The 21,384-nt window shown below is 59.8% G+C and carries 20 protein-coding genes and 1 tRNA gene; 17 read left to right on the top strand and 4 right to left on the bottom strand.

Features of this window, described 5'->3' with window-relative positions; all coding sequences use genetic code 11:
• Positions 1-3: 3 nt before the first annotated feature.
• From F7D08_RS02000 to F7D08_RS01990, 3 genes are read left to right on the top strand one after another with little or no spacing between them, the layout of a single operon-like run.
• Positions 4-924 (top strand): F0F1 ATP synthase subunit gamma, encoded by a 921-nt coding sequence (locus F7D08_RS02000; protein ID WP_100493373.1) that lies wholly within the window; start codon positions 4-6, stop codon positions 922-924.
• A 9-nt stretch (positions 925-933) separates the two neighbouring features.
• On the top strand, positions 934-2,421 hold the full coding sequence (atpD, locus tag F7D08_RS01995) for a F0F1 ATP synthase subunit beta (RefSeq protein WP_100493374.1): 1,488 nt from the start codon (positions 934-936) through the stop codon (positions 2,419-2,421).
• On the top strand, positions 2,421-2,717 hold the full coding sequence (locus F7D08_RS01990) for a F0F1 ATP synthase subunit epsilon (protein WP_152209024.1): 297 nt from the start codon (positions 2,421-2,423) through the stop codon (positions 2,715-2,717). Before atpD ends, F7D08_RS01990 begins: the two co-directional genes overlap by 1 nt.
• A 95-nt stretch (positions 2,718-2,812) precedes the next feature.
• On the opposite strand, the gene nucS is transcribed toward F7D08_RS01990, so the two are convergent.
• Positions 2,813-3,526 (bottom strand): endonuclease NucS, encoded by a 714-nt coding sequence (gene nucS / locus F7D08_RS01985; RefSeq protein WP_152209023.1) that lies wholly within the window; start codon positions 3,524-3,526, stop codon positions 2,813-2,815.
• Between the two features lie 84 nt (positions 3,527-3,610).
• Positions 3,611-4,564: an FKBP-type peptidyl-prolyl cis-trans isomerase gene (locus tag F7D08_RS01980; RefSeq protein WP_152209022.1), complete on the bottom strand. Its 954-nt coding sequence runs from the start codon at positions 4,562-4,564 to the stop codon at positions 3,611-3,613.
• A gap of 230 nt (positions 4,565-4,794) precedes the next feature.
• Between F7D08_RS01980 and F7D08_RS01975 the strand changes: the two genes are divergently transcribed.
• The 3 genes from F7D08_RS01975 (at position 4,795) to F7D08_RS01965 (ending at position 8,123) form a co-directional block, all read left to right on the top strand.
• Entirely contained in the window at positions 4,795-5,958 is a 1,164-nt protein-coding gene (locus tag F7D08_RS01975; protein WP_404979637.1) for a hypothetical protein, read from the top strand.
• Positions 5,955-6,968 carry a hypothetical protein gene (locus tag F7D08_RS01970; protein WP_152209020.1) on the top strand — a complete coding sequence of 338 codons (1,014 nt, stop codon included), beginning with the start codon at positions 5,955-5,957 and terminating at the stop codon, positions 6,966-6,968. The genes F7D08_RS01975 and F7D08_RS01970 overlap by 4 nt, the downstream gene beginning before the upstream one ends.
• 183 nt (positions 6,969-7,151) lie before the next feature.
• Positions 7,152-8,123, top strand: a complete 972-nt coding sequence (locus F7D08_RS01965) for a tetratricopeptide repeat protein (RefSeq protein ID WP_152209019.1) — start codon at positions 7,152-7,154, stop codon at positions 8,121-8,123.
• A gap of 128 nt (positions 8,124-8,251) precedes the next feature.
• Here F7D08_RS01965 and F7D08_RS01960 read toward each other — a convergent pair whose 3' ends face one another.
• Complete coding sequence (locus F7D08_RS01960) at positions 8,252-8,878, bottom strand: CYTH domain-containing protein (protein ID WP_152209018.1); 627 nt, start codon at positions 8,876-8,878, stop codon at positions 8,252-8,254.
• Between the two features lie 112 nt (positions 8,879-8,990).
• On the opposite strand from F7D08_RS01960, the gene F7D08_RS01955 reads away from it, so the two are divergent.
• From F7D08_RS01955 to F7D08_RS01905, 11 genes are all read left to right on the top strand, one after another.
• Positions 8,991-9,066, top strand: a tRNA-Arg gene (locus tag F7D08_RS01955).
• A gap of 256 nt (positions 9,067-9,322) precedes the next feature.
• Positions 9,323-10,264, top strand: a complete 942-nt coding sequence (locus F7D08_RS01950) for a glycerophosphodiester phosphodiesterase family protein (protein ID WP_152209017.1) — start codon at positions 9,323-9,325, stop codon at positions 10,262-10,264.
• Positions 10,265-10,504: 240 nt separating this feature from the next.
• The gene (locus F7D08_RS01945; RefSeq protein ID WP_152209016.1) at positions 10,505-10,894 is read left to right on the top strand and encodes a Rid family detoxifying hydrolase; all 390 of its coding nucleotides are present in this window, start codon (positions 10,505-10,507) and stop codon (positions 10,892-10,894) included.
• Positions 10,895-11,176: 282 nt separating this feature from the next.
• Positions 11,177-12,103, top strand: a complete 927-nt coding sequence (locus tag F7D08_RS01940; RefSeq protein ID WP_152209015.1) for a lysophospholipid acyltransferase family protein — start codon at positions 11,177-11,179, stop codon at positions 12,101-12,103.
• 54 nt (positions 12,104-12,157) lie between these two features.
• Positions 12,158-13,159: an NAD(P)H-dependent glycerol-3-phosphate dehydrogenase gene (locus tag F7D08_RS01935; protein WP_152209014.1), complete on the top strand. Its 1,002-nt coding sequence runs from the start codon at positions 12,158-12,160 to the stop codon at positions 13,157-13,159.
• 65 nt (positions 13,160-13,224) lie between these two features.
• A complete protein-coding gene (locus tag F7D08_RS01930; protein WP_152209013.1) occupies positions 13,225-14,400 on the top strand; it encodes a D-alanine--D-alanine ligase family protein in 1,176 nt (391 codons plus the stop codon).
• Positions 14,401-14,862: 462 nt separating this feature from the next.
• On the top strand, positions 14,863-16,029 hold the full coding sequence (locus tag F7D08_RS01925; RefSeq protein ID WP_152209012.1) for an ABC transporter substrate-binding protein: 1,167 nt from the start codon (positions 14,863-14,865) through the stop codon (positions 16,027-16,029).
• 32 nt (positions 16,030-16,061) lie between these two features.
• The gene (locus F7D08_RS01920) at positions 16,062-16,994 is read left to right on the top strand and encodes an ABC transporter permease (protein WP_152209011.1); all 933 of its coding nucleotides are present in this window, start codon (positions 16,062-16,064) and stop codon (positions 16,992-16,994) included.
• Entirely contained in the window at positions 16,991-17,884 is an 894-nt protein-coding gene (locus F7D08_RS01915) for an ABC transporter permease (protein WP_404979636.1), read from the top strand. Before F7D08_RS01920 ends, F7D08_RS01915 begins: the two co-directional genes overlap by 4 nt.
• A gap of 3 nt (positions 17,885-17,887) precedes the next feature.
• On the top strand, positions 17,888-19,132 hold the full coding sequence (locus F7D08_RS01910; RefSeq protein WP_226803241.1) for an ABC transporter ATP-binding protein: 1,245 nt from the start codon (positions 17,888-17,890) through the stop codon (positions 19,130-19,132).
• Between the two features lie 295 nt (positions 19,133-19,427).
• Positions 19,428-20,459 carry a CPBP family intramembrane glutamic endopeptidase gene (locus F7D08_RS01905; protein WP_152209101.1) on the top strand — a complete coding sequence of 344 codons (1,032 nt, stop codon included), beginning with the start codon at positions 19,428-19,430 and terminating at the stop codon, positions 20,457-20,459.
• 83 nt (positions 20,460-20,542) lie between these two features.
• Here the strand turns inward: F7D08_RS01905 and F7D08_RS01900 are convergent, their stop codons facing one another.
• Positions 20,543-21,340 carry a mechanosensitive ion channel family protein gene (locus tag F7D08_RS01900; RefSeq protein ID WP_152209010.1) on the bottom strand — a complete coding sequence of 266 codons (798 nt, stop codon included), beginning with the start codon at positions 21,338-21,340 and terminating at the stop codon, positions 20,543-20,545.
• Positions 21,341-21,384: the final 44 nt, after the last annotated feature.

Genomic DNA, 21,384 nt, shown 5'->3' with positions numbered 1-21,384 from the left:
GCCATGGGCTCGCAACTCGCATTGAAATCACGCATCCACTCCACTGAGTCGTTGGAGAAGATTTTCAACGCTCAGGAGATGATCGCGTCTTCGCACATTGCCAAGGCCCGCGATGTGGCCCTGAACGCGAAGCCGTACACCGATGCGATTTTCGATGCCGTGCAAGCGTTGGTGGCACATACCCATATCACGCATCCGATCGCTGTGAAGGACGAGAACAACCCGCGTGTGGCTGTTCTCGCCCTCACCTCGGATCGTGGCATGGCCGGCCCGTACACCTCTTCGATCATCCGTGAAACGGAATCGCTGCTGGCCCGCCTTGAGGCGGATGGCAAGCAGCCGGAGCTGTTCGTGTACGGCCGTCGTGGTTCGACGTACTACAAGTACCGCAACCGTGACGTGGCGGCCACATGGGAAGGCGACACCGATCAGCCCGGCGTCGAGATCGCCGAGACGATCTCCAAGACACTGATGGACGCCTATATGAAGCCGGCGGAGCAGGGTGGAGTTTCTGAGCTCTACATCGTCTTCACCGAATTCATCAACATGGTGGTTCAGAAGGTGCGTGTGCTGCGCATGCTGCCGGTCGAGATCGTGGAGAACGAAGCCAAGGTTCCGGATCCGGAGAATGAGAAGGCCGCGGAGGATATTCCGCCGCTGTATGCCTTCGAGCCGAGCCTGGATGAAGTACTGGACGCTATCTTGCCGAAGTACGTTCAGTCCCGTATCCACGAATGCCTGCTGACCGCTGCGGCATCCGAGACCGCAAGCCGCCAGAACGCCATGCACACGGCAACGGACAACGCACGCAATCTGGTCGACGACCTTACCCGCAAGCTCAATGCTTCTCGTCAGGCTTCGATCACCCAGGAACTTACCGAAATCATCGGCAGTGCTGATGCACTGAACACAAAGGAAGAGTAGGAACGCACTATGGCTGAGAATCAGACCACTGTGGCTTCCGAGACCAACGGCGAGCCGATTCACGGACGCGTCACCCGAGTCCAGGGTTCGGTTATCGACGTTGAGTTCCCGGTCGGCCATATGCCCGACATCTACAACGCCCTCCATGTGACCATCGTCAACACGGGCGCCAAGGAGGAAGGCGAAGCCAAGTCGACCGAGATCACTCTCGAAGTCGAACAGCACCTCGGTGACTCCACCGTGCGCTGCGTGGCACTGAAGCCGACTGACGGCCTGGTGCGCGGCGCCGCTGTGTACGACACCGGTGCTCCGATCTCGGTGCCGGTCGGCGATGTGACCAAGGGCCACGTCTTTGACGTGTCCGGCAACATCCTCAACAAGAAGCCGGATGAGCAGATCACCGTCACCGAGCGCTGGCCCATCCACCGCAACCCGCCGGCATTCGACCAGCTAGAGTCCAAGACCCAGATGTTCGAGACCGGCATCAAGGTCATCGACCTGCTGACCCCGTACGTGCAGGGCGGCAAGATCGGTCTGTTCGGTGGTGCAGGCGTGGGCAAGACCGTGCTGATTCAGGAGATGATTCAGCGCGTGGCCCAGAACCACGGCGGTGTGTCCGTGTTCGCAGGCGTCGGCGAGCGCACCCGTGAGGGTAACGATCTGATCGGCGAAATGGACGAGGCCGGCGTGCTTGAGAAGACCGCTCTGGTCTTCGGCCAGATGGATGAGCAGCCGGGTACCCGTCTGCGTGTGCCGCTGACCGCACTGACCATGGCAGAGTACTTCCGTGACGTGCAGAACCAGGACGTGCTGCTGTTCATCGACAACATCTTCCGCTTCACGCAGGCAGGTTCCGAGGTGTCCACGCTGCTGGGCCGTATGCCTTCCGCTGTGGGTTACCAGCCGAACCTGGCCGATGAGATGGGTGCTCTGCAGGAGCGCATCACCTCCACTCGTGGTCACTCCATCACCTCGCTGCAGGCCATCTACGTGCCGGCCGATGATTACACCGACCCGGCGCCGGCCACGACCTTCGCCCACTTGGATGCAACCACCGAGCTTTCTCGTGACATCGCTTCCAAGGGTATCTACCCGGCAGTGGACCCGCTGAGCTCCACCTCGCGAATCCTCGATCCGCGTTACGTGGGCCAGGCTCACTACGAGTGCGCCAACCGCGTCAAGGCCATTCTGCAGCGTAACAAGGAGCTGCAGGACATCATCGCCCTGATCGGTATCGACGAGCTCTCCGAGGAAGACAAGACCACCGTGAACCGTGCTCGTCGTATTGAGCAGTTCCTCGGCCAGAACTTCTACGTGGCTGAGAAGTTCACCGGTCGTCCGGGCTCCTACGTGCCGGCCGACGAGACCATCGAGGCCTTCACCCGCATCTGCGACGGCGTGTACGACGACGTTCCTGAGCAGGCATTCTCGGGCATCGGCGGCATCGACGATCTCGAAGAGAAGTGGCACAACATGCAGAAGGAACTGGGTGAGTGATGGCTGAATCGGAAAAGACCACGATGAAGGTGAATATCGTCGCTGCCGACCATCCTGTGTGGCACGGCGAAGCGGCCAGCGTGACCATTCCCGCCTCTGAGGGCGGCATGGGCATCCTGCCGGACCACGAGCCTGTGCTCACGGTCATCAAGCAGGGGACGCTCACCGTGGTTGAGCCCGATGGCGATCGCCATATGTTCGAGGTGACCGACGGATTCATTTCCTTCGACTCGAACAAGCTCACCGTGGCGGTTGAACGCGGCCGCGACGTTCAGTACTCCAGCACGGAGGCCTGAGATCGCACGGTTGGCTAGCAGCTAGCGCGACATAGCGTAGAGGGGCTTCTCTGATTCGTTCAGAGAAGCCCCTCTTTCATGCCGGGACAACCGCGTTAGAACAATCTCAGCGAATCGTCTTCGGTGCCCTTCATATCGTCATAGTCGAGAATCAGACAGGTGAAGCCGCGGTCCTTGGCCAGCACCTGGGCTTGAGGCGTGATGGTCTGTGCGGCGAAGATGCCATGCACAGGGGCCAATAGCGGGTCGCGATTGAGCAGTTCGCAGTAGCGGGTCAGCTGCTCGACGCCATCGATGCCGCCATGGCGCTTGATCTCCACCGCCACATGCTCGCCTTCGGCATTGACGGCCATGATGTCCACCGGGCCGATGGCGGTCGGGTATTCGCGGCGTACGAGCTTCGCGCCCTTGCCGATGCGTTCGATCTGCTCGGCAAGGTAACGCTGCAGATGGTCTTCCACACCGTCCTTGATGAGCCCTGGATCCTCGCCCAAATCATAGGATTGATCGGAATACACGTGCTGCAACGTGACCTCCAACACATCGGAGCCCTTATCGGCAGTAACGCGCAGTACCTTCTCGGGAGTCTCCTGTTCACTGTCAGGCTCCTGAGCATCCTGTGTATCCGGCACGATTTCCTTGATCGTGCACGGAGCGGTCATCCAGTTGAGCGGCTTGTATGAGCCCAGCTCCGAGAAAATCAGCAGACTGGAATCGGCCTTGATGAGCAGTACTCGTTTGGCCGGCGGAAGTGTGGCGTTGAGTCGGCCGGAGTATTCGGCCGAGCAGTCGGCAACAATAATGCGCATAGGCACCCACTGTAACGTAATCCATAACAAAAAGGCTCCCTTACGTACAGGGAGCCAAAGTCGGAAACCGGGGAAATATAGGAATCAGTACGCGGCGAGGATGTCGATCACGAACACCAGCGTGGAGTTCGCGGGGATCGAGCCCTGAGCTGTGTCGCCGTAAGCCTCGTCCGGAGGGATCACCAGCAGCACTTGGGATCCGACGGTCTGACCGACCAGGCCCTTCTGCCAGCCGGTGATCACCGTGTGCTGGCCGCCGGAGTACAGGTCGGCGTCAAGCGTGGTGTTCTTGGTCCAGGAGGAATCGAACCGGGTGCCGTCGGTGAGCCAGCCGGAGTATTTGACCACCACGGTGTTCTTATCGGTCAGCTCCTTGCCGGAGCCCTTGATCAGCGTCTGGGAGATCAGCGAATCCGTTGCGCCCTGCCCGTTCATATCGATGGAGGGCTTGCCGTTCTTGGCGCGGGTCACCTTGGGCAGGTTGGCCGGTACGTCCTTGACCTCCTCGCCGGTGGCCTTCTCGAGATCCTTGGACTTGGAGACGAAGGTCATCGCCAGAATGTAGGAGTAGCCGGAGGAATCGGAATCGTTGACGCCGAAACCGATGGTGGTGTTGATCTTCGCGCCCTTGATCTGGTTGTAGTAGGTGGAGGAGAGCGTGGAGGAATCCACCTTGAGCGAACAATCCGGGGTGTTCTTGGTCCAGGTGTCCATCAGCTCGGTGCCATCCTTGACGTTGAGGGCGATGCCCTGGGCGCAGACGCGATCGCCATCCTCGATGACATCGCCGTCACCCTTTTGCAGCACTACATAGGAGCCGTCGGACACGGTCATCGGGGTGTTGAAGGAGATGGTCGGCTTTTCGCCGAGCTTGCCTTTGGCGGTCACGCCGGCGATCTGGTTGGCGGAGGACTTCGAGGAATCCTTGGCATCGGAAGAGGAAGAGGAGCTTGAGCAGGCGGCCAGAGAGACGCACATGGCGAGCGAGCAGGCCAGAGCCGCGGCCTTGAGCAGCGGCTGGAAATAAGACTTACGCATGGCATCCCAGCGTACTGGCAAACCCTGATTTTTCGCGTTCCAAGGTAATAGACAGGTGAAGATTGTAGAATAGTGTCGTTATGAGTGCTCAAGAACAGACCATGAGTCCAGATCAGGATGTCATCGATCCCCTGAAGATCAGTGCCGAGGAATCCGAATCCGAGACCAATGATTCCGGGGAGAACAAGGACGGCGAGCCCAAGCGTGCCGCGCGTCCAACTCGTCATGCCATGATCATGCGCGGCATTGTGACGCCGATTTTCGGCCTGCTGGCCGTGGCGTCCGTGGTGTTGGGAGTGTTGAACGCCACGATATGGAAACCGTCCGCCGAGATCACGGCAACCTCCACCATCACCGGTTCGCGGTATATCGTCACCGACCCGGGTGTGCTGCCGCTGCTCGACCAGAAGGTCACGTTGAGTGTGGACCCGGTTTCCTCCAAGAACGAAGTATGCGTGGCGCTGGGCGCGTCCAAGGACGTGGCCGGTTGGGTGGCCTCCGAATCGTCGTATACCCGTATCTCCGGATTGTCCTCATGGACCTCGCTGTCCACGCAGACAAGCAAGGCGACCGGTCAGGTCGAGGCGACCGATAGCGAGAATGCCGTGGAGTTCAAGGACTCGGACATGTGGTCTTCGGTCAAGTGCGGCAACAGCGATGTGTCGTTGACCAGCACCAAAACCACTGATTCCACGATGGCCATCATCGATTTGGGCAGGGGAGCTGCCAGCACAGGCGCACAGGTCTCGATGCATTGGGTGCGTTCGCAGGTGCCTGACTTCGCCATGCCGTTCTACCTGTCCGGTGGTTTGCTGGCCGTTGTCGCCGTGCTGTGCGCTTCCGTGTTCGCCATGCCGCCGCACAAGCGCCGCAAGCGCGTGGTGGAGGGCAAGGCCACCATCCATACCGACCTTTCCTTCGCCGAACGTGCCGAACAGGGGCTGATAGGCGCTCGACTGCCCGAATCCGTGCCAGCGCGCAAGCATCGTCGCCATGCCGCGCATCGCCGTGGTGGCGTTGCCGAAGCCGATCACGAAGCCAACGGAGCCAACGGGTCGGGCGAGCAGATCGGCACCCCGGTGATCGTCGATCCGGCTTCCCGCAACCTCGTGGCCGACCAGCAGGCAGCGGCAGGACGGAACGCTGCCGAAATCCTCCTGAACGGTAACGATTCGGCTGCCGGATCCTCCAAGGCGGTCACAAGCGCTGCCGATGCTGCGGACTCCACTGAATTCGCTACTTCTGCAAGGCCTGTGGATGAGGAGGCGACTTCCGTCATCACATCCGATGAATTGGCCGCGTACTTCGCGCGATTGGCGCAGGAAGTGCAGCAATCCAATGAATCCGCAGACGATACCGATGAGCAGACGAATGAGGAGGGGGGAAACCGATGAGCAAACGTTGGCGTGCATGGAAGAGAATTGGCGTGGCCATGGCCGCGTCCATGGCGCTCGTGCTGCCGCTGGCCGCCTGCGAAGGGCAACTGCCCACCCCTACCGCGGCTACCGCTTCCAAAGCCTCTCCGGATTTGACCGAAGCCCAGGAAAAGAAGATCCGCACCAAGATTCTGGATACCCTGACCAAGGCTGACGAAGCACGTTCCGCCGATGGATATAAGGCGGTGATGGGCGGCCCGCAGCTGGAGATCCGCACAAGCCAGGCGACCATCGCCCAGAAGAGCGGCAGTATGAACAAATACGCCACGATTCCGAAGGATGTCGCCCAGGTGGTGATTCCCACGGATGATGGATGGCCGCGTTCGGTGTTCACGATCACCACGACCACCGAGGATCAGCAGTCACAGCGTCTGCTGGTCCTGGACCAGAACAGCGCGCGTGAGAACTACAAGCTGGTCGCCATGGCCCGTCTGTTCGACGGTGTGAGCATGCCGAAGTTCGAGGTGCCGACATCCGGCTCCCAGATGGGTACCGCCAAGGACGAAGGCCTGGTGGTCACTCCTACCGAGGCATTGACCCAATACGCCGATGTGCTGCAGAACGGGTCGAACAGCAAATACGCATCCACGTTCGCCGATGACATGCTGCGTCAGCGCATCGCCACGTTGACCAGTACGGTGCAGGAAGGCATCGCTCGCAATAACGGCACCCAGTCGCAGACGTTCACCGCGGTGCCGGATCAAATGTGGATTATGCGCACTGCCGACGGCGGTGATCTGGTGGTGGGGCGCATCGACTCCGTGTGGACGCGTCAGGCCGGCGACGGTCGCGAGTCCCAGCCTGCCTCCGATGATGAGAAGATTCTCTACAATTCCGATCAGTACACCAGCACGATGAAGGTCACCTACGTCAATGTGGTGGCGTTGTACGTGCCTCAGTCCGGCGATGGTGCGCAGGTAACCGCGGTTGGCGCGGACCGGCAGCCGGTGAAGGTGGAGGCGCTGTAATCCTGGGCGGGTCCCCGCATAAGCCTCTATAAGCCGCCATCGGCGCTTCAGCGGGTCTCCGCCTATCGCTGAGACGCGACTTTTCCGAAGCTCAATTTCGATGCTGGAACTACAATCGGTTCCAGCATCGTTTTGTTATGCGCAAGTATGTGTGACTATGCGCGATACCATGTGGAGGCAGCAATGGCTGATCAGCAATTCAATCCTGGGGTTTCTCTGGCAGGCGCGGTCGACTTGGAAGCATTGAAGCATCAGGTCAAGGCCGAACCGGGGCAGGCGGGTGGCGCCCCGGCTGCCGGTGGTTACGTGATTGATACCACCGAGAACACGTTCCAGGCCATGGTGCAGACCTCCGCCACCTTCCCAATCCTGTTGCTGCTGTGGGTGCCGACCGATGACCGTCTGTTCCCGATGGCCCGCGCATTGGGCGACGCCGTGAATGCGTTGGACGGCAAGATTCAGCTTTCTCGTATTGATATTGCTACGAATCCGTCTATTGCCCAGGCGCTGCAGGTGCAGGGTGCCCCTGCGCTGTTCGCCTTGATCGGCGGTCGTCCGATGCCGTTGCTGCAGGGCCTGCCGGGTGACGATGAACTCAAGCAGCTGTGCGATGAGGTTATTCCGAAGATCATTCAGGCCGCGGCTCAGGCCGGCGTAAGTGGCACTGCGCCATACTCCGGTGATCCGGATTCCGATGCCGCCAAGAGTGCCGGTGCTGATGGCGCAGGAGCCGCGCAGCAGGTGCCGCCGGAGCATGCGGAAGCGCACCGTCTGGCTGAAGAGGGGGATTATGCCGGTGCCGCCGCCGCATATGAGCATGTGTTGGAAATGAACCCGGGTGATTCTTTGGCTGCACGTGAACGCGCCAAGGCCCTGTTGCTGGCCCGCTCCGGCCAGGCCAATGTGCGCGAGGTGCGTGCTGCCGGTGCCGCCGCCCCGGATGATGTTGAGGCGCAGCTGGCAGTGGCTGACATCGATATGATCGGCGGTCAGATTCAGGATGCGTTCGACCGTCTGCTGGACTTTCTCGCTGCCGGTCACAAGGCTGACATCGAGCCGGTGCGCAAGCGTCTGCTGGAATACTTCGCTATTCCCGAGCCAACCGACGAACGCTTGAAGCGCGCTCGCCGCCGCCTGGCCACGCTGATGTACTGATCACATACGTTTTCTATACGTTCTCGCGGTAGCTGGCGGCCGGGGATATGCCGCTCTCGAGTAAAGCTTGGCCTGAGCGGTCTGGAGCGGCCCCAAGAGTGATATAAATCCCAGCCGCCAGCCTGAAGTCACACCATGCGGTTTTTGCCGAAGTAGGGCTGGAATTTCGGGCCGTTCTCGGCGAGTTCGGCTTCGAAATCGCCGGCCCATTCGTTGAATGGCAAGGCGGCAAGCCCGTCGTTGTTGAATCGAGGCTGATCGGTGATTTCGGTGATGCAGAATTTCGGAATCGTCAGATTGGTGACCGGTCCTGATCGTTCGGCCTCCGCCACGATGAGCGGCGCATTCGGACCGCCGAAGACATCGATGCTCCAGCCATCTTCCGCGATCCACACGGAATAGCGATTTTTGATGATCACCTCGCCGCCGCGCTTGATGAGCTCCGCGGCGATGCGCGTATCGATTTCCCGCTCGACCTCATACCGCGTGCCGCCCACGGATGGGCCTTTGACGGTCACGTAGGCTTCGGTGAAGCGCTCGCGATACTGGTCGAGAATGGCCAGCGGGTCGACGTCGGGCGTCATATCGATGTGCAGCGTATGCGAGGCGAGGCGTATGCGCAGCGCGTAGTTGTCGGCATGCACGTAATAGCTTTGGATGATTAGCGTGGGCGTATCGCCGTCATCGTATTCCGCCGGCAGCTCGCGGCAGAAGAATCGGCGCTCGTATTCGAAGTCATCTGTAAGTTCCGACATAATCCCATTGTAGAGCGGATTTGCGGGATCGCCGGGAACCAGCGGAATACCGAGTTGTGCGACGATGCGGGCGCGGCCGGGTGGCGCGTGGTGTACAGTAGTGAAGTTGTTCGGGTCCGTAGCTCAGTGGATAGAGCGTCTGTCTCCGGAACAGAAGGTCGAGGGTTCGATTCCCTTTGGGCCCACCATCAAGGTCCTGCTTTCCTGACGAAAGCAGGACCTTTTACGTACCAGCCGCGCAGATAATGCCGTTATCAGCCCCAAAACAGGCAGTACATGCGCGGCGCCTTGGCTGGAGCGCGCAGATACACCCTGAGATTTCCCTGAGATAACCATGAAGTTGCCATGAAAGCGGGGGATTGGGCTGCGCTGGCATCGCATAATGAAATCGCTACGTAGTGTGTGCATGCCGAACATGGCTGTGCCGCTTCAGGGAGGTGCGAGATGGCAGGGTCCGAGTGTGTCGCTCAGCTGACAAGCCGGGCGAACCGGCGTTGGATGACGCGGATTCTCATTCTTGTATTGTCGCTGGCTTTGGTGCTGGGCGTGGGAATGCTATCTGCTGTGCGCACGAGGCGCAAAGAGCAGGATGAGGTAGGCGGCTGGCAGGTCAAGCCGCTGAGTATTGCGCACCGAGGTGACGATTCCGCTCCGGAAAACTCCACGCATGCCATTGCCAATGCTGGAGCCAATGGCGCTGATTACGCGGAAGTCGATGTGCGGTTGGATGCCGACGGGGTGCCGGTGGTGTTTCACGACCGCATGACGGGCCGTCTTGCCGCTGGTGGACGCAACGTGCCGGTGGACAGTCTGAGTACGCATGAGCTGCAGCATATGCATATGCGCCAAAACGGGGAGAACTTCCACGTGCCCACGTTGGATGAGGCGATTATGGCGGCGCAGCATGCCAATGATCATTTGGGCTTGCTGCTTGACCTGAAAACCGGGTCGGCTGGTGCCGGGCGGCTGACCCATGCGGTCTCCGACGTGATAGAACGGCGTGACTTCGCCGGCCGTGTGATGGTGATGGCGGTAAACGATGATGCGATTACGGCCATGCGTGCGCTGCATCCCGATTGGCAGATTGGCAAATGCGTGAGTCCCGCCGGTCATCCGGAAGTCGGCTGGCCTCGTGATGCCAGCTTTGTGGTGATGAGGGGCGATCGTATGGACGAGGCTATCGTGAGCCGCGCGAATCGTGACAATGTGCCGATTTATGCCGGGGTGAGCGCCAATTATCGTGAGGGTAGCCGATGCCTGAAGATGGGAGCGGACGGTGTGCTGGGTTCCAGCGCGCGCAGTGTGCATGAATTGGCCGATCGGTTCGCTCTCGCCGTGCATGATGGAGAGGGCGGTTCGGAGGCCGGCCGCCCGGTGTGGAGGTAGTTGGTCGGTGATGCTTGCCTGCGGCGCATGGCACAGGGCCGTATGGTCGTGGGACCCATGGCCGCATGGCGGGCATCATGAATCGTGCGTGGGAAGTCAGCCATTAGACTGCAACGTAATCGGCATATGCCGGGAATAACAGGCGCGGCGGCCGGAGTCCGGAGTTCTGTGCGGCGGATGGTGTGCAATCCGTTCGAATGGAGTGGCATCGGATGCCGCTGGCAATGAGAGGACTCGATCATGAGTGAAAAGATGGAAGCTGTAGCTACTTCCGAAGCGCCGGCAGCTCTGGGCGCATACAGCCAGGCCGTGAAGGTCAACGGTTTCGTGTTCGTCTCCGGCCAGCTGGGCATTGACCCGGCTACCGGCGAACTGGCCGGCGAGACCGCTGGCGAGCAGGCCGCACAAGCGCTGAAGAACATCAAGCATATTCTCGATACGGCCGGTACCGGCATCGAGCATGTGGTGCGTGCCACCATCTACCTGAAGAACGTTGAGGACTTCAAGGAAGTCGACGCTCGTTACGCCGAGGTGTTCATCGGTTCCGTGAAGCCGGCTCGTGTGGCCTTCGGCAACAACATGATCCCCAAGGGCGCCCTTGTGGAGATCGATGCCATCGCCGTGCTGTGATGGCTGCGATATTCCCCCGGATTACGCTAGAAATTTAGGAAAATAGCCGCATCAGCCCGAATTTCTTGCACTGATATGGTGTAAGTGCAAGAAATTCGGGCTGATGCCGTTGATTTCCGGAATTTCTGGCGCTGAGAGCTGCTCAGTGTACAGAATTCGGGCTGACTGGGCGGATTACCCGAATTTCTGGCGCTGCTCACTATTGGATACGCATGTACCGGGGCAATGTCGGGCTGAGTCTCTTTGCCGGCTTAAGTCCCGGGGCGTGCAACAATAGTGGGCATGGCATCCAAAGGAAAACCGTCACCGCGCTCCGCGGTCAGCCCACTCTCTGACGAACAGGTCGCCAAGCTTGCAAAGCGGCATCAGCTGGTTGACCCTATGCATGATTTCCCCACCGGTCCGGATCGCAAAGCCAAGGTTGAGGAAATCAACGCCCAGAACCCCAAAGCCACCAAGCGGTTGCTCACTGGTGTGGACGTAGTGTTCAACGCCAGCTGCAAGACGCTCGCTTGGGGGTTGGACCGTGTTCCCGAGGATGGTCCGTTCATCACCGCCGCAAGCCATGTGACGATGTTCGACGTGTTCGTGCCGATGGCCAGCCTGTTCCATATGGGCCGTAGGCCGCGCTATATGGCCAAGGCCGAGATGGCGAAATGGCCGTTGATCGGCAAATGGTTCCAACTGGTCGGCATGCAGCCGGTACAGCGTCATTCCGGCAAGGCCAAGCAGATCGAAGAGACCTCCATCGACATTCTGACTTCAGGCCGCCCACTGACCGTTTGGCCTGAAGGCACGGTGACTCGCGACCCGAAGAAATGGGTGATGAGCATCAAGGAGGGTGTGGCGTACATTGCGCTGGAGTCTTCCCGCCGATTGGGTCATCAGGTGCCGCTGTATCCGGCTGTGACTTGGGGTGCGGCCTCGATTAACCACTGGTGGCCATGGCCGCGTAAGAACGTGGTGATGTGCTACGACCGGCAGCTTGATTATTCGGATCTGCTTGTCGATATGGATTCCTGGGGGGAGGAGCCTCCGGCTGAAGCGGTGAATGAGCTGATGTGGCGCGTTTTGAAGCGCATGAACACGGTACTCGCCGAGATTCGTGGTGAGCGATTCCCCGCCGAAGGCTATTGGGATTATCGCAGCATGTCGCGCAAGCCGTGGCCGGGGGCCGGCGGACCGTTCCCCGCCGGCGAAGTGGAGTAGCATTGCACAAGGTGCAGTGAAGCTTGAAATTCAGACAGTAGGAGTAATCAAATCATGGGTAAAAAGGTAACGGTTCTTGGTGCAGGAGCATGGGGTACCGCCTTCGGCCAGGTTCTGGCCGACGCCGGCAATGATGTGACCATGTGGGCCATCGAGCCGGAAATCGTGGAAGGCATCCGCGACCATCATCGCAACGCGGTGCGTCTGCCTTCTGTGGAGAAGCTGCCGGACAACATGACCGCCACCGGCGATCGCGCCGAAGCCGTGAAGGACGCCGAAATCATCGTGGTGGCCATTGCAGCCCAGTTCGCGCGCATCGCGCTCGCCGAATTCAAGGGTCTGATTCCCGAGAATGCCATTGTGGTAAGCCTGATGAAGGGCATCGAGCGCAAGACCAACAAGCGCATGGACGAGGTTGTGCGTGAGGCTCTTGACTTGCCGGCCGATCGTTTCGCCGCCATCTCCGGCCCGAACCTGTCCAAGGAGATCGCCGATCGCCATCCGGCCGCCACTGTGGTGGGCTGTGCGGACCTCGACAATGCCAAGAAGGTGGCCGAGACCTGCACCACCAGCTACTTCAAGCCATTCGTGACCAATGACGTGATCGGCTTGGAAATGTGCGGCAGCTTGAAGAACGTCACCGCTCTCGCTGTGGGCATGGCCCGTGGTGCCGGCTACGGCGAGAACACCGCCGCCATGATTGAAACCCGTGGTCTTGCGGAACTGACCGCTCTCGGTGCCGCGGCCGGTGCCGATCCGAAGACCTTCGCCGGTCTTGCTGGCGTTGGCGATCTGATTGCCACCTGCGGCTCCCCACTGTCCCGCAACTACACGTTCGGCTCCAACCTCGGTAAGGGCATGAGCGTTGAGGAGGCCACCAAGGTGAGCAATGGTGTGGCCGAAGGCGTGCCGACCACGGATGCCGTGGTGGCGCTCGGCAAGCAGCTCGGCGTGCCGACTCCGTTGGCCTACCAGATGAGCCGTGTGCTCAACGAAGGCATCTCCTGCTCTGAAATGCTGTCTGGATTGTTTGGCCGTGAGGTCACGGCCGAGTAGGCTACCAGTAGGTTGATTCGCTGATAATCGCTAGTAGACGTGAAGTAGTTATTTAAAGGATGGTTATGGCCAAGAAGCGTATTGTGGTCCTGTACGGTGGTCGCGCGGACGAGCACTCTATTTCATGCATTTCCACGGCCGGTGTGCTGGGTGCATTGGATACCGAGCGTTTTGAGCCGATTCCGGTCGGCATCACCAAAGACGGCAAGTGGATTGTAAATGGTGAGGATCCACGCGGTTGGTCGCTGGATGGTGGCGAGCTGCCGACGGTGAGGATCACGCCGGAATCCCGCCCGGTGATGATCGATCCCTCCCGTGGCAAGGACGGCTTCTTCGCCGGCGAGCCTGCGCATCTCAACGGCACCGATTCCAACCTGGTCAACGTGAACGACCCAGACATGCATCACACGTTGACATCTCTCGGCCATGTGGATGCCGTGCTGCCGGTGCTGCACGGCCCGTACGGCGAAGATGGCACGGTTCAGGGTCTGCTGGAAATGATGGGTGTGCCGTACGTGGGATGCGGCGTGTTCGCATCCGCCGCCTGCATGGACAAGCACTACACCAAGATCGTGCTCAACGCCGCCGGCATTCCCACGGCTCCCGGCATCATGGTGGACGCACGCAACTTCACCGCCGCCGATGTGTTGGAGCAGGTCGAAGCCGCAGACCTCGCCTATCCGCTATTCGTCAAGCCCTCTCGCGCTGGCTCCAGCTTCGGTGTGACCAAGGTCGAAAAGGCCGAGGATCGCGAAACCCAGCAGGACAGGCTGGCCGCCGCCGTGGCCACCGCTGGCGAGCACGATTGGAAGGTGCTGATCGAACAAGGCATCGACGGCCGTGAAATCGAATGCGCCGTACTGTGCCCGAAGGCGGGCGAGGAGCCTGAAGCCAGCTGGCCGGGTGAGATTGTGCTCGACCACCAGGATGACGATCAGTTCTATGACTTCGATTCCAAGTACATGGACGCTTCCGCCAGCCACGTGGAGGTGCCTGCCAACCTGCCGGTCAGCGTCCTGGAAGACGTGCGCGACGTGGCCCGTCGCGCCTTCAAGGCCGTGGACGGCGCCGGACTGAGCCGTGTGGATACGTTCGTGACCCCGGATGGCACGGTGATGATCAACGAGATCAACACGATGCCTGGCTTTACCCCGATTTCCATGTATCCCAAGGCCTGGGAGGCCACGGGAGTCGGCTACACCGAGCTCATCACCCGCCTGATCGAAGGCGTGCTGTGCTAAGCGGCCGATAATTTCGGGAGAAATCCCAAGTTCGTGAAAATGAGCCACTGACTCGTTGCCAGTGGCTCATTTTTGGTAATTTGGCCATATCGCGAGAAGGCGCCACTGAGCAGCCGCCAGTGACGCCTTCTCACGAGGTTAGGCGTTCGACCAGGCTTACGGTCGAGAACAGCATATGCCAGACCCCCAAAACGTCGACTACGTAATTGACACATCGTCAGTAACCGTCACTAATTCACTTTCAGTTTCCTTTTGTTCAACAGATGTACCGCAAACGGTGAAAACAGTTCACCTGAGCGCCAGTGTCGGGACAGATAACCCGCATACCTTCATGTCTTGGAATTATGGGCCGCGCAAGTTCGTCGCCAACCGTGCACGAGCCAAGCGCGAATAGAAGCCCCGACTCCCAAGATTCGGCTTATCAGGCCGCGTCTGGATGTATGTTGAGCAAAGGAATAATCAATGAACAACCTGCGTAAGATTGCGGTTGCCTCCGTGGCTGCCGTACTCGCGTTCTCGATGGCCGCATGCGGCTCCTCTAGCGCTTCCTCCGATGGCAACTCCGGTTCCACCGGCAAGGCCGTGAAGGTGAACGAAAAGTCCGCCAAGGCCACCTCCCTCTCCGATTTCGGCACCATGGACGACCTGGTCAAGGCCGCTGAAGAAGAAGGCGCCCTGAACGTCATCGCTCTGCCGCACGACTGGTCCAACTACGGCGAAGTGATTAGCACCTTCAAGAAGAAGTACCCGAAGATCAAGATCACCGAGCTCAACCCGAACGCTTCCTCCAAGGAAGAGCTCGATGCCGCCAAGACCAACAAGGGCACCGACGCCGCTCCTGACGTGTTCGATGTCGGCCAGTCCATCGCCGCCACCTCCACCGACGCCTTCGCTCCGTACAAGGTGCAGGCCTGGGACAAGATCCCGGACGAGAACAAGGACGCCAACGGCGCGTACTACGCCGACTACACCGGCATCATGTCCATCGGCTGGAACAAGGACAAGTACGGTGAAATCACCAAGCTTGACGACCTGCTCGACCCGAAGTTCGCCGGCACCGTGGCCCTCAACGGCAAGCCTGCCGAGGCCGGCGCCGCCTTCAACGGCTACCTGATGGTCAACCAGCTCGCCGGTGGCGACATCAACAACCTGCAGCCCGGCCTTGACTTCTTCAAGAAGCTCAAGGACTCCGGCAACCTGACCACCGTTGACGTGACCAACGGCACCATCGATTCCGGCCAGACCGGCGTGGTGATGGACTGGACCTACAACCAGGCTTCCTACAAGAAGGAGCTCAAGTCCAAGGGCGTGAACTGGGAGTACAAGACCTTCCCGAAGGCCCAGGTCGTCAGCTACTACAACCAGGCCATCAACAAGGACGCTCCGCACCCGGCCGCCGCACGACTCTGGGAAGAGTACCTGTACACCGCCGAGGCCCAGAACCTGTGGTTCAAGGGTGGCGCCAACCCGGTGCTGCTCGACTCCATGAAGCAGGACGGCACGGTTGATCAGGACACCCTGAAGGATGCCGTGACCATCGAGGGCAAGCCGGTCTCCTACTCCAACGATGATGCCAACCGCATCACCGAATGGCTCCAGAACAACTGGGACAAGACGATCGGCAACTGAGAGATTCTCTCGGGAATAAGGTCTGAATCATTATGACCGCTGCAATCGCACAGAACGGGCCTGCTGCCGCCAAGGCGGCGGGTCCGTCCGCTTCTTCCGCCTCCTCCTCGCTGGCCAAGCATCGCCAGGAACTTGGCACCATCGCCGTCTCCCTGCCGTTCTTCGCATACACCGCGTGCTTCCTGCTGGCGCCAACCGTCATCGTCATCGTCGGTGCCTTCCAGGACCGCAGCGGCGCGTTCACGCTGGCGAACTTCAATAACCTGTTCGCGCCGAATACCATCGCCGCATTCATCACCTCCATTCTGGTCTCCATCGCCTCCTCGGTGATTGGCGCCGTGGTGGGCGGCCTCGCCTCCTACGCGCTGGTGATCGGCGCCAAGCCGAACGGCCTGCTGCGCCGCATGGTCTCCGCCATCTCCTCCGTGCTCGCCCAGTTCGGCGGTGTAATGCTGGCATTCGCGTTCATCGCCACCATCGGCATCAACGGCATCGGCACCATGCTGATCAAAACCCTGACCGGCTACACCGTGAACCCGAATTGGCTGAGCTCCCTGCCTGGCCTGATCACGATCTACTGCTACTTCCAGATTCCGCTGATGATCATCATCTTCCTGCCGGCAGTCGATTCGATTCGCCCGCAGTGGCGTGAGGCCTGTGAATCCCTGGGCGGCAACACTTTCCAGTACTGGACGCGCGTGGCGCTGCCGATCCTGGCCCCCCGCTTCATCTCCGCGTTCCTGCTGCTGTTCGCCTCCGCGTTCTCCGCATACGCCACCGCAGCCGCGCTGTTTTCCCAGCGTTCGATTCTGGTGCCGCTGATGATTCAAGGCGCTATGCGCAACGAAATGGACGCCAACCAGCAGGGCTTCGCGCAGGTGCTGGCGTTCGCCATGATCGTGGTCGTAGCCATTGTGATGCTGCTGAGCCACGCCGTAGAAAAGAGGGCCGGACGTTGGCAGTGAACGAAACCTCTGCAACCACTGAAACGACTGCCGTGGCCGGCGAAACCTCCGCAGTGAAGCCGCCGCAGCTTCGTGCCGCCCGTGTGCGCAAGCAGAGCATCATCAAGTTCGTGATTCTGTTTGTCACGCTCGCCTTCCTGTTCGTGCCGCTCTTGGCCATGCTGATCTTCACGCTGCGCCATCCGCTGTCCGGCCGCTGGTCCGCCGCCCCCTGGATTGCGATCTTCACCGGTAACGGCGAATCCCTGGGCGCCGACCTGACCGTGCTGTGGCAGGGTCTCGGCACCTCGCTGGCATTGAGCGTGGTCACAGTGGTGCTCATGCTGCTGCTGTTGGTGCCCACGATGGTGATCGTGCACATTCGCTCCAAGGCTTTGGAACGCGCCATCGAATGGGTGGCGACGCTCCCGTTGACCATTCCGGCCATCGTGCTGGTCGTGGGTCTGGGCCCGATCTACCGCTGGCTGTCCGCCGACGTGCTCAACACTAATCCGATCTGGCTGTGCTTCGCCTACGTGATTCTGGTCATGCCGTTCGCCTTCCGCGCGATTGCCGTGGGCCTGAACTCCATCGACGTGAAGACCCTGGTCGAGGCTTCCCGCTCGCTGGGCGCCTCCTGGCCGAAGGTGTTCTTCCGCGTGATCATCCCGAACCTGTGGCAGTCGATTCTGTCGGCCTCCTTCATCTCCATTGCCGTGGTGCTGGGCGAATACACCGTCGCCTCGCTGCTTGGCCGCATGAACCTGCAGGTCGCGCTCTACCAGCTCGGCCAGTCCAACTCTCAAATCTCCACCGCCATGTCGCTGCTTGCCTTGCTCTTCGGCGTGGTGCTGCTCGTCGCGCTCGACCTGATTTCCGACGCGATGCGCAAGTCTAAGGAAGGTAAGTAACCTATGACCGCAGAACGCAATATTGCGACTACCCCCATTGCCGCCAGCGCAGCCGCCGCTGAAGACGCATTCAAGAACGATCCCACCGCCACTCTCGAAGGTGTGCGCGGCAAGGACGTGACGAAGGCCGCCAAGGCCTTGCTCAAGGATTCCGCCAAACGCGGTGGCGGCTCCATCCAGATGCAGGATGTCGTCAAGATCTACCCTGGTGCCCACAAGCGTGCACTGGATGACTTCAATCTCGACATCAAGCCGGGCGAAATGGTCGTGCTGCTCGGCGGCTCCGGTTGCGGCAAGTCCACGGCTTTGCGCTCGCTCGCGGGCCTTGAGGATATTCAGGGCGGCCGCATCATGGTCGGCGGCCAGGATGTTACTGGCGTGCCGGTCAACAAGCGTGAGATGGCCATGGTGTTCCAGGCCTACTCCCTCTTCCCTCACATGACCGCACTCGAGAACGTGGAATTCGGCCTTGAGGTGCGTGGAGTCGGCAAGGAGGAACGCCGCAAGGTGGCCATGGAGCAGCTGGAGCTGGTGGGTCTAGCCGATCAGGCCAAGAAATACACCCAGCAGATGTCCGGCGGTCAGCAGCAGCGTGTGGCCCTGGCCCGTGCACTGGCCATCAAGCCGCGCGTGCTGCTTCTGGACGAGCCGCTTTCCGCACTGGACGCCAAGGTGCGCGTGCAGCTGCGCGACCAGATTCGCCGCATTCAGCTGAGCACCGGCACCACCACCGTGTTCGTGACCCACGATCAGGAGGAGGCCCTGGCCGTGGCCGATCGCATCGGCGTGATGAACAAGGGCAAGATCGAGCAGATCGCCGCCCCTCAGGACTTGTACCAGCGTCCGGCCACCGAATATGTGGCCACCTTCATCGGTCTGACCAACCGCTTGCCCGGTGCTTCCAACGGCGAGGAGGCTGTGGTCTTCGGCCAGCGTCTGCCGCTGATCTCCGGTTCCGCCAAGGGAGATTCGGTTGCCGTACTGGTGCGTCCCGAGAACCTTGCGCTGTCGCTGCCTGGCCAAAATGACTCCAAGGTTGGCGAACATGCCCGCGTGGAGGTCATCCACTTCCTCGGCTCCCTGGTGCGCGTGGACACGGTGATCACCTCCGGCGAATTCCAGCGCTGGAACAAGGGCGAGCAGCTCAAGGTCACGGTGCAGCTCCCGGCCAATGAGCTGCCTGCCGGCCTGGCTTCCGGCGATGACGTGATCATCACGCCGCGCCCGGTCGCCGCGCTTGCCTGCTGATTGTTTCCGTAGAGCGATGAAATGAGCCGCTAGATACAACGCTGGCGGCTCATTTTTTCGTAGTGAATCCGACTTTCGTGAGTATGAGCCACTGAGTCATTGTCGGTGGCTCATACTCACGAAATGAAGCCATAGTTCGTGAAAAGAAACCGATGGCAATGGCTCAGTGGCTTCTTTTCACGAAGTTTGGCATAGACTCAAGAATTTAAGCCGCTACCGTTGCAGCATCTTGTGCCGTATCCTGATAGCAAAGGATACGAGCCGTACCGAGCGGGGGATGAGTATGAGCCAGCCAATGCCACAGCCTATTGAACCGCAGCAGCAATCACAGCAATCACAACAACCACAGCGCAACTGGTGGTTTGTGGCTCATCGTCGTTTCGCGTTGATTGGCGCTGCCCTCACCGTGATGATGGTGGCTTGGCTGGGGTTGAATTTTCTGGCCACTGATGCGTTACATCAGTTGTTTGGCTCCAACGTGCCTACTTGGGCGATATTGTTGGCTTCCTCGGGGCCGCTCTATGTGGTGGCAATGCCGCTGAGCATGCTGATATTCAGACTGGTGCCGGCAATCAGAACCCGACAGTATTCGATGAAGCCCGGTGAATTCATACAGCTGTTCATCATGTGTTTTCCGGTGATGTACGCGGGCAGCATCATCGGCAATATTCTCTCCGCCGCTATGACGGATGGTCAGGCATCCAACAGACTCAATGAATTGATGGTGGATGGCGACTGGTGGATGAATGTGCTCTTTATCGGCGTGCTGGCACCGATATTCGAGGAGTGGATTTGCCGTAAGGAAATCATCTCCCGTACCCGTAGGTATGGGGAGAAAACCGCGATCGTATTGTCGGCATTGGCATTTGCGCTGTTCCATTTGAATCTGTTTCAGTTCTTCTATGCCTTTGGCTTGGGCCTGATTCTTGGATATGTATACACGCGCACCTCGAAGCTTCTCTACACCATAGCCATGCATATGTTGATCAATCTCAATGGTTCGGTACTTGCGCCGGCGTTGATGCGCTTGGTTGACCCCAAATTGTTGAGTGGTCAGATGAATCAGAGCGAGATCATGCGCATGGCGGAGAGCGGCAACTCGGTTTGTCTGGAAATCTTCGGATTTTACTCGATGGCGATATTTGCGCTGATTATCGCCGGCATTGTGCTGTTGGTGCGTTGGACCAGGCAGCGTCGCTGGGAATTCTACACTGCGCCTGAAGAGTTGCCGGCAGGGCTCAAAGTGCGCACCGCATATGCCAATCCCGGTGTCGTCATCTACATATTGCTTACCGTGGGATTGACTATCTGGACGTTATTCATGTGATCGGGCAATACGAAAAATCGGCCGAGACCGTCAAAGACCTCGGCCGATTTTTCGTATGATGCGTGCGGTATCGAATCAGCGGATCACAGGTTGTCGGAGGAGCCGCCGTCTTCCACCAGATACTGCTGATCCGATTCGGCGATGGCCCGGGCGGCCTTGTCGCGAATCGTTGAGAGCAACACGCCTTGGCGCGCGAACAGCAACACCTCGCCGGTGATGCCGTAGGGGGAGAATCCAGTGAACTTCACCAGCGGAGGCTGGCCTTCCAGAGCCACGTCCGCAGTGGCAGCGCCGACAAGCGCCAAAATATCGCGACTCACCGTATCCGGGTCGCTGGAGGCCTTGGCCGTGAACTCGAGTTTTGTCATGCTTTCAGTCAACGGAGCGAGCTTGGTCAATGCCGCCGTGTTCAACACGGAATTCGGAATCACCATAATGTCGCCGCCGCGCGTACGTACGGCGGTGTGGCGCCACGTAATGTCGTGCACCACGCCGGTCACGCCCTGCACGGTCACCAAATCTCCCGGCTGAATCACGCGGCCCAGCATCAGGCCGAAGCCGCCGATCACGTTCGCAATCGTATCTTTGAGGCCCAAGGAAAGGGCAACGCCGCCGACGCCAAGGGCGGTGACCAACGTGGTCGGATTGATGCCGAACACCGGCTGCAGCACCATTGCGATTGCCGCCACCCAAATCAATACGCGTGTCAGATTCACGAAAATCGAGGCGCTGGGAATCTGGGAGTTATCCAGCACCTTTCTCAACAGGCGGCTCAGGAAGCGGTCGGCTACGAACGCCACCGCAATCATCAGCACCAGCCAAATCAATCGGCCGGCGTTGGCGTGGAACCATTGTTCGATGCTTAATCCAAAATCATCCATACTGCCCACTGTATCGGTTGATTTGGGGGAAGCTGTGGAGATAG

It is taken from the genome of Bifidobacterium cebidarum (assembly GCF_009193305.1).
GTDB lineage: Bacteria > Actinomycetota > Actinomycetes > Actinomycetales > Bifidobacteriaceae > Bifidobacterium > Bifidobacterium cebidarum.
The sequence above is the reverse complement of the archived record's forward strand: the minus strand, read 5'-3'. Positions and strand labels throughout refer to the sequence as shown.

What these genes read in the sequence shown, in the direction of transcription:
- F7D08_RS02000 (WP_100493373.1), top strand. Translation starts at nt 4, where the DNA reads ATGGGCTCGCAACTCGCATTGAAATCACGCATCCACTCCACTGAGTCG.
- atpD (WP_100493374.1), top strand. Translation starts at nt 934, where the DNA reads ATGGCTGAGAATCAGACCACTGTGGCTTCCGAGACCAACGGCGAGCCG.
- F7D08_RS01990 (WP_152209024.1), top strand. Translation starts at nt 2,421, where the DNA reads ATGGCTGAATCGGAAAAGACCACGATGAAGGTGAATATCGTCGCTGCC.
- nucS (WP_152209023.1), bottom strand. Translation starts at nt 3,526, where the DNA reads ATGCGCATTATTGTTGCCGACTGCTCGGCCGAATACTCCGGCCGACTC.
- F7D08_RS01980 (WP_152209022.1), bottom strand. Translation starts at nt 4,564, where the DNA reads ATGCGTAAGTCTTATTTCCAGCCGCTGCTCAAGGCCGCGGCTCTGGCC.
- F7D08_RS01975 (WP_404979637.1), top strand. Translation starts at nt 4,795, where the DNA reads ATGATCATGCGCGGCATTGTGACGCCGATTTTCGGCCTGCTGGCCGTG.
- F7D08_RS01970 (WP_152209020.1), top strand. Translation starts at nt 5,955, where the DNA reads ATGAGCAAACGTTGGCGTGCATGGAAGAGAATTGGCGTGGCCATGGCC.
- F7D08_RS01965 (WP_152209019.1), top strand. Translation starts at nt 7,152, where the DNA reads ATGGCTGATCAGCAATTCAATCCTGGGGTTTCTCTGGCAGGCGCGGTC.
- F7D08_RS01960 (WP_152209018.1), bottom strand. Translation starts at nt 8,878, where the DNA reads ATGTCGGAACTTACAGATGACTTCGAATACGAGCGCCGATTCTTCTGC.
- F7D08_RS01950 (WP_152209017.1), top strand. Translation starts at nt 9,323, where the DNA reads ATGGCAGGGTCCGAGTGTGTCGCTCAGCTGACAAGCCGGGCGAACCGG.
- F7D08_RS01945 (WP_152209016.1), top strand. Translation starts at nt 10,505, where the DNA reads ATGAGTGAAAAGATGGAAGCTGTAGCTACTTCCGAAGCGCCGGCAGCT.
- F7D08_RS01940 (WP_152209015.1), top strand. Translation starts at nt 11,177, where the DNA reads ATGGCATCCAAAGGAAAACCGTCACCGCGCTCCGCGGTCAGCCCACTC.
- F7D08_RS01935 (WP_152209014.1), top strand. Translation starts at nt 12,158, where the DNA reads ATGGGTAAAAAGGTAACGGTTCTTGGTGCAGGAGCATGGGGTACCGCC.
- F7D08_RS01930 (WP_152209013.1), top strand. Translation starts at nt 13,225, where the DNA reads ATGGCCAAGAAGCGTATTGTGGTCCTGTACGGTGGTCGCGCGGACGAG.
- F7D08_RS01925 (WP_152209012.1), top strand. Translation starts at nt 14,863, where the DNA reads ATGAACAACCTGCGTAAGATTGCGGTTGCCTCCGTGGCTGCCGTACTC.
- F7D08_RS01920 (WP_152209011.1), top strand. Translation starts at nt 16,062, where the DNA reads ATGACCGCTGCAATCGCACAGAACGGGCCTGCTGCCGCCAAGGCGGCG.
- F7D08_RS01910 (WP_226803241.1), top strand. Translation starts at nt 17,888, where the DNA reads ATGACCGCAGAACGCAATATTGCGACTACCCCCATTGCCGCCAGCGCA.
- F7D08_RS01905 (WP_152209101.1), top strand. Translation starts at nt 19,428, where the DNA reads ATGCCACAGCCTATTGAACCGCAGCAGCAATCACAGCAATCACAACAA.
- F7D08_RS01900 (WP_152209010.1), bottom strand. Translation starts at nt 21,340, where the DNA reads ATGGATGATTTTGGATTAAGCATCGAACAATGGTTCCACGCCAACGCC.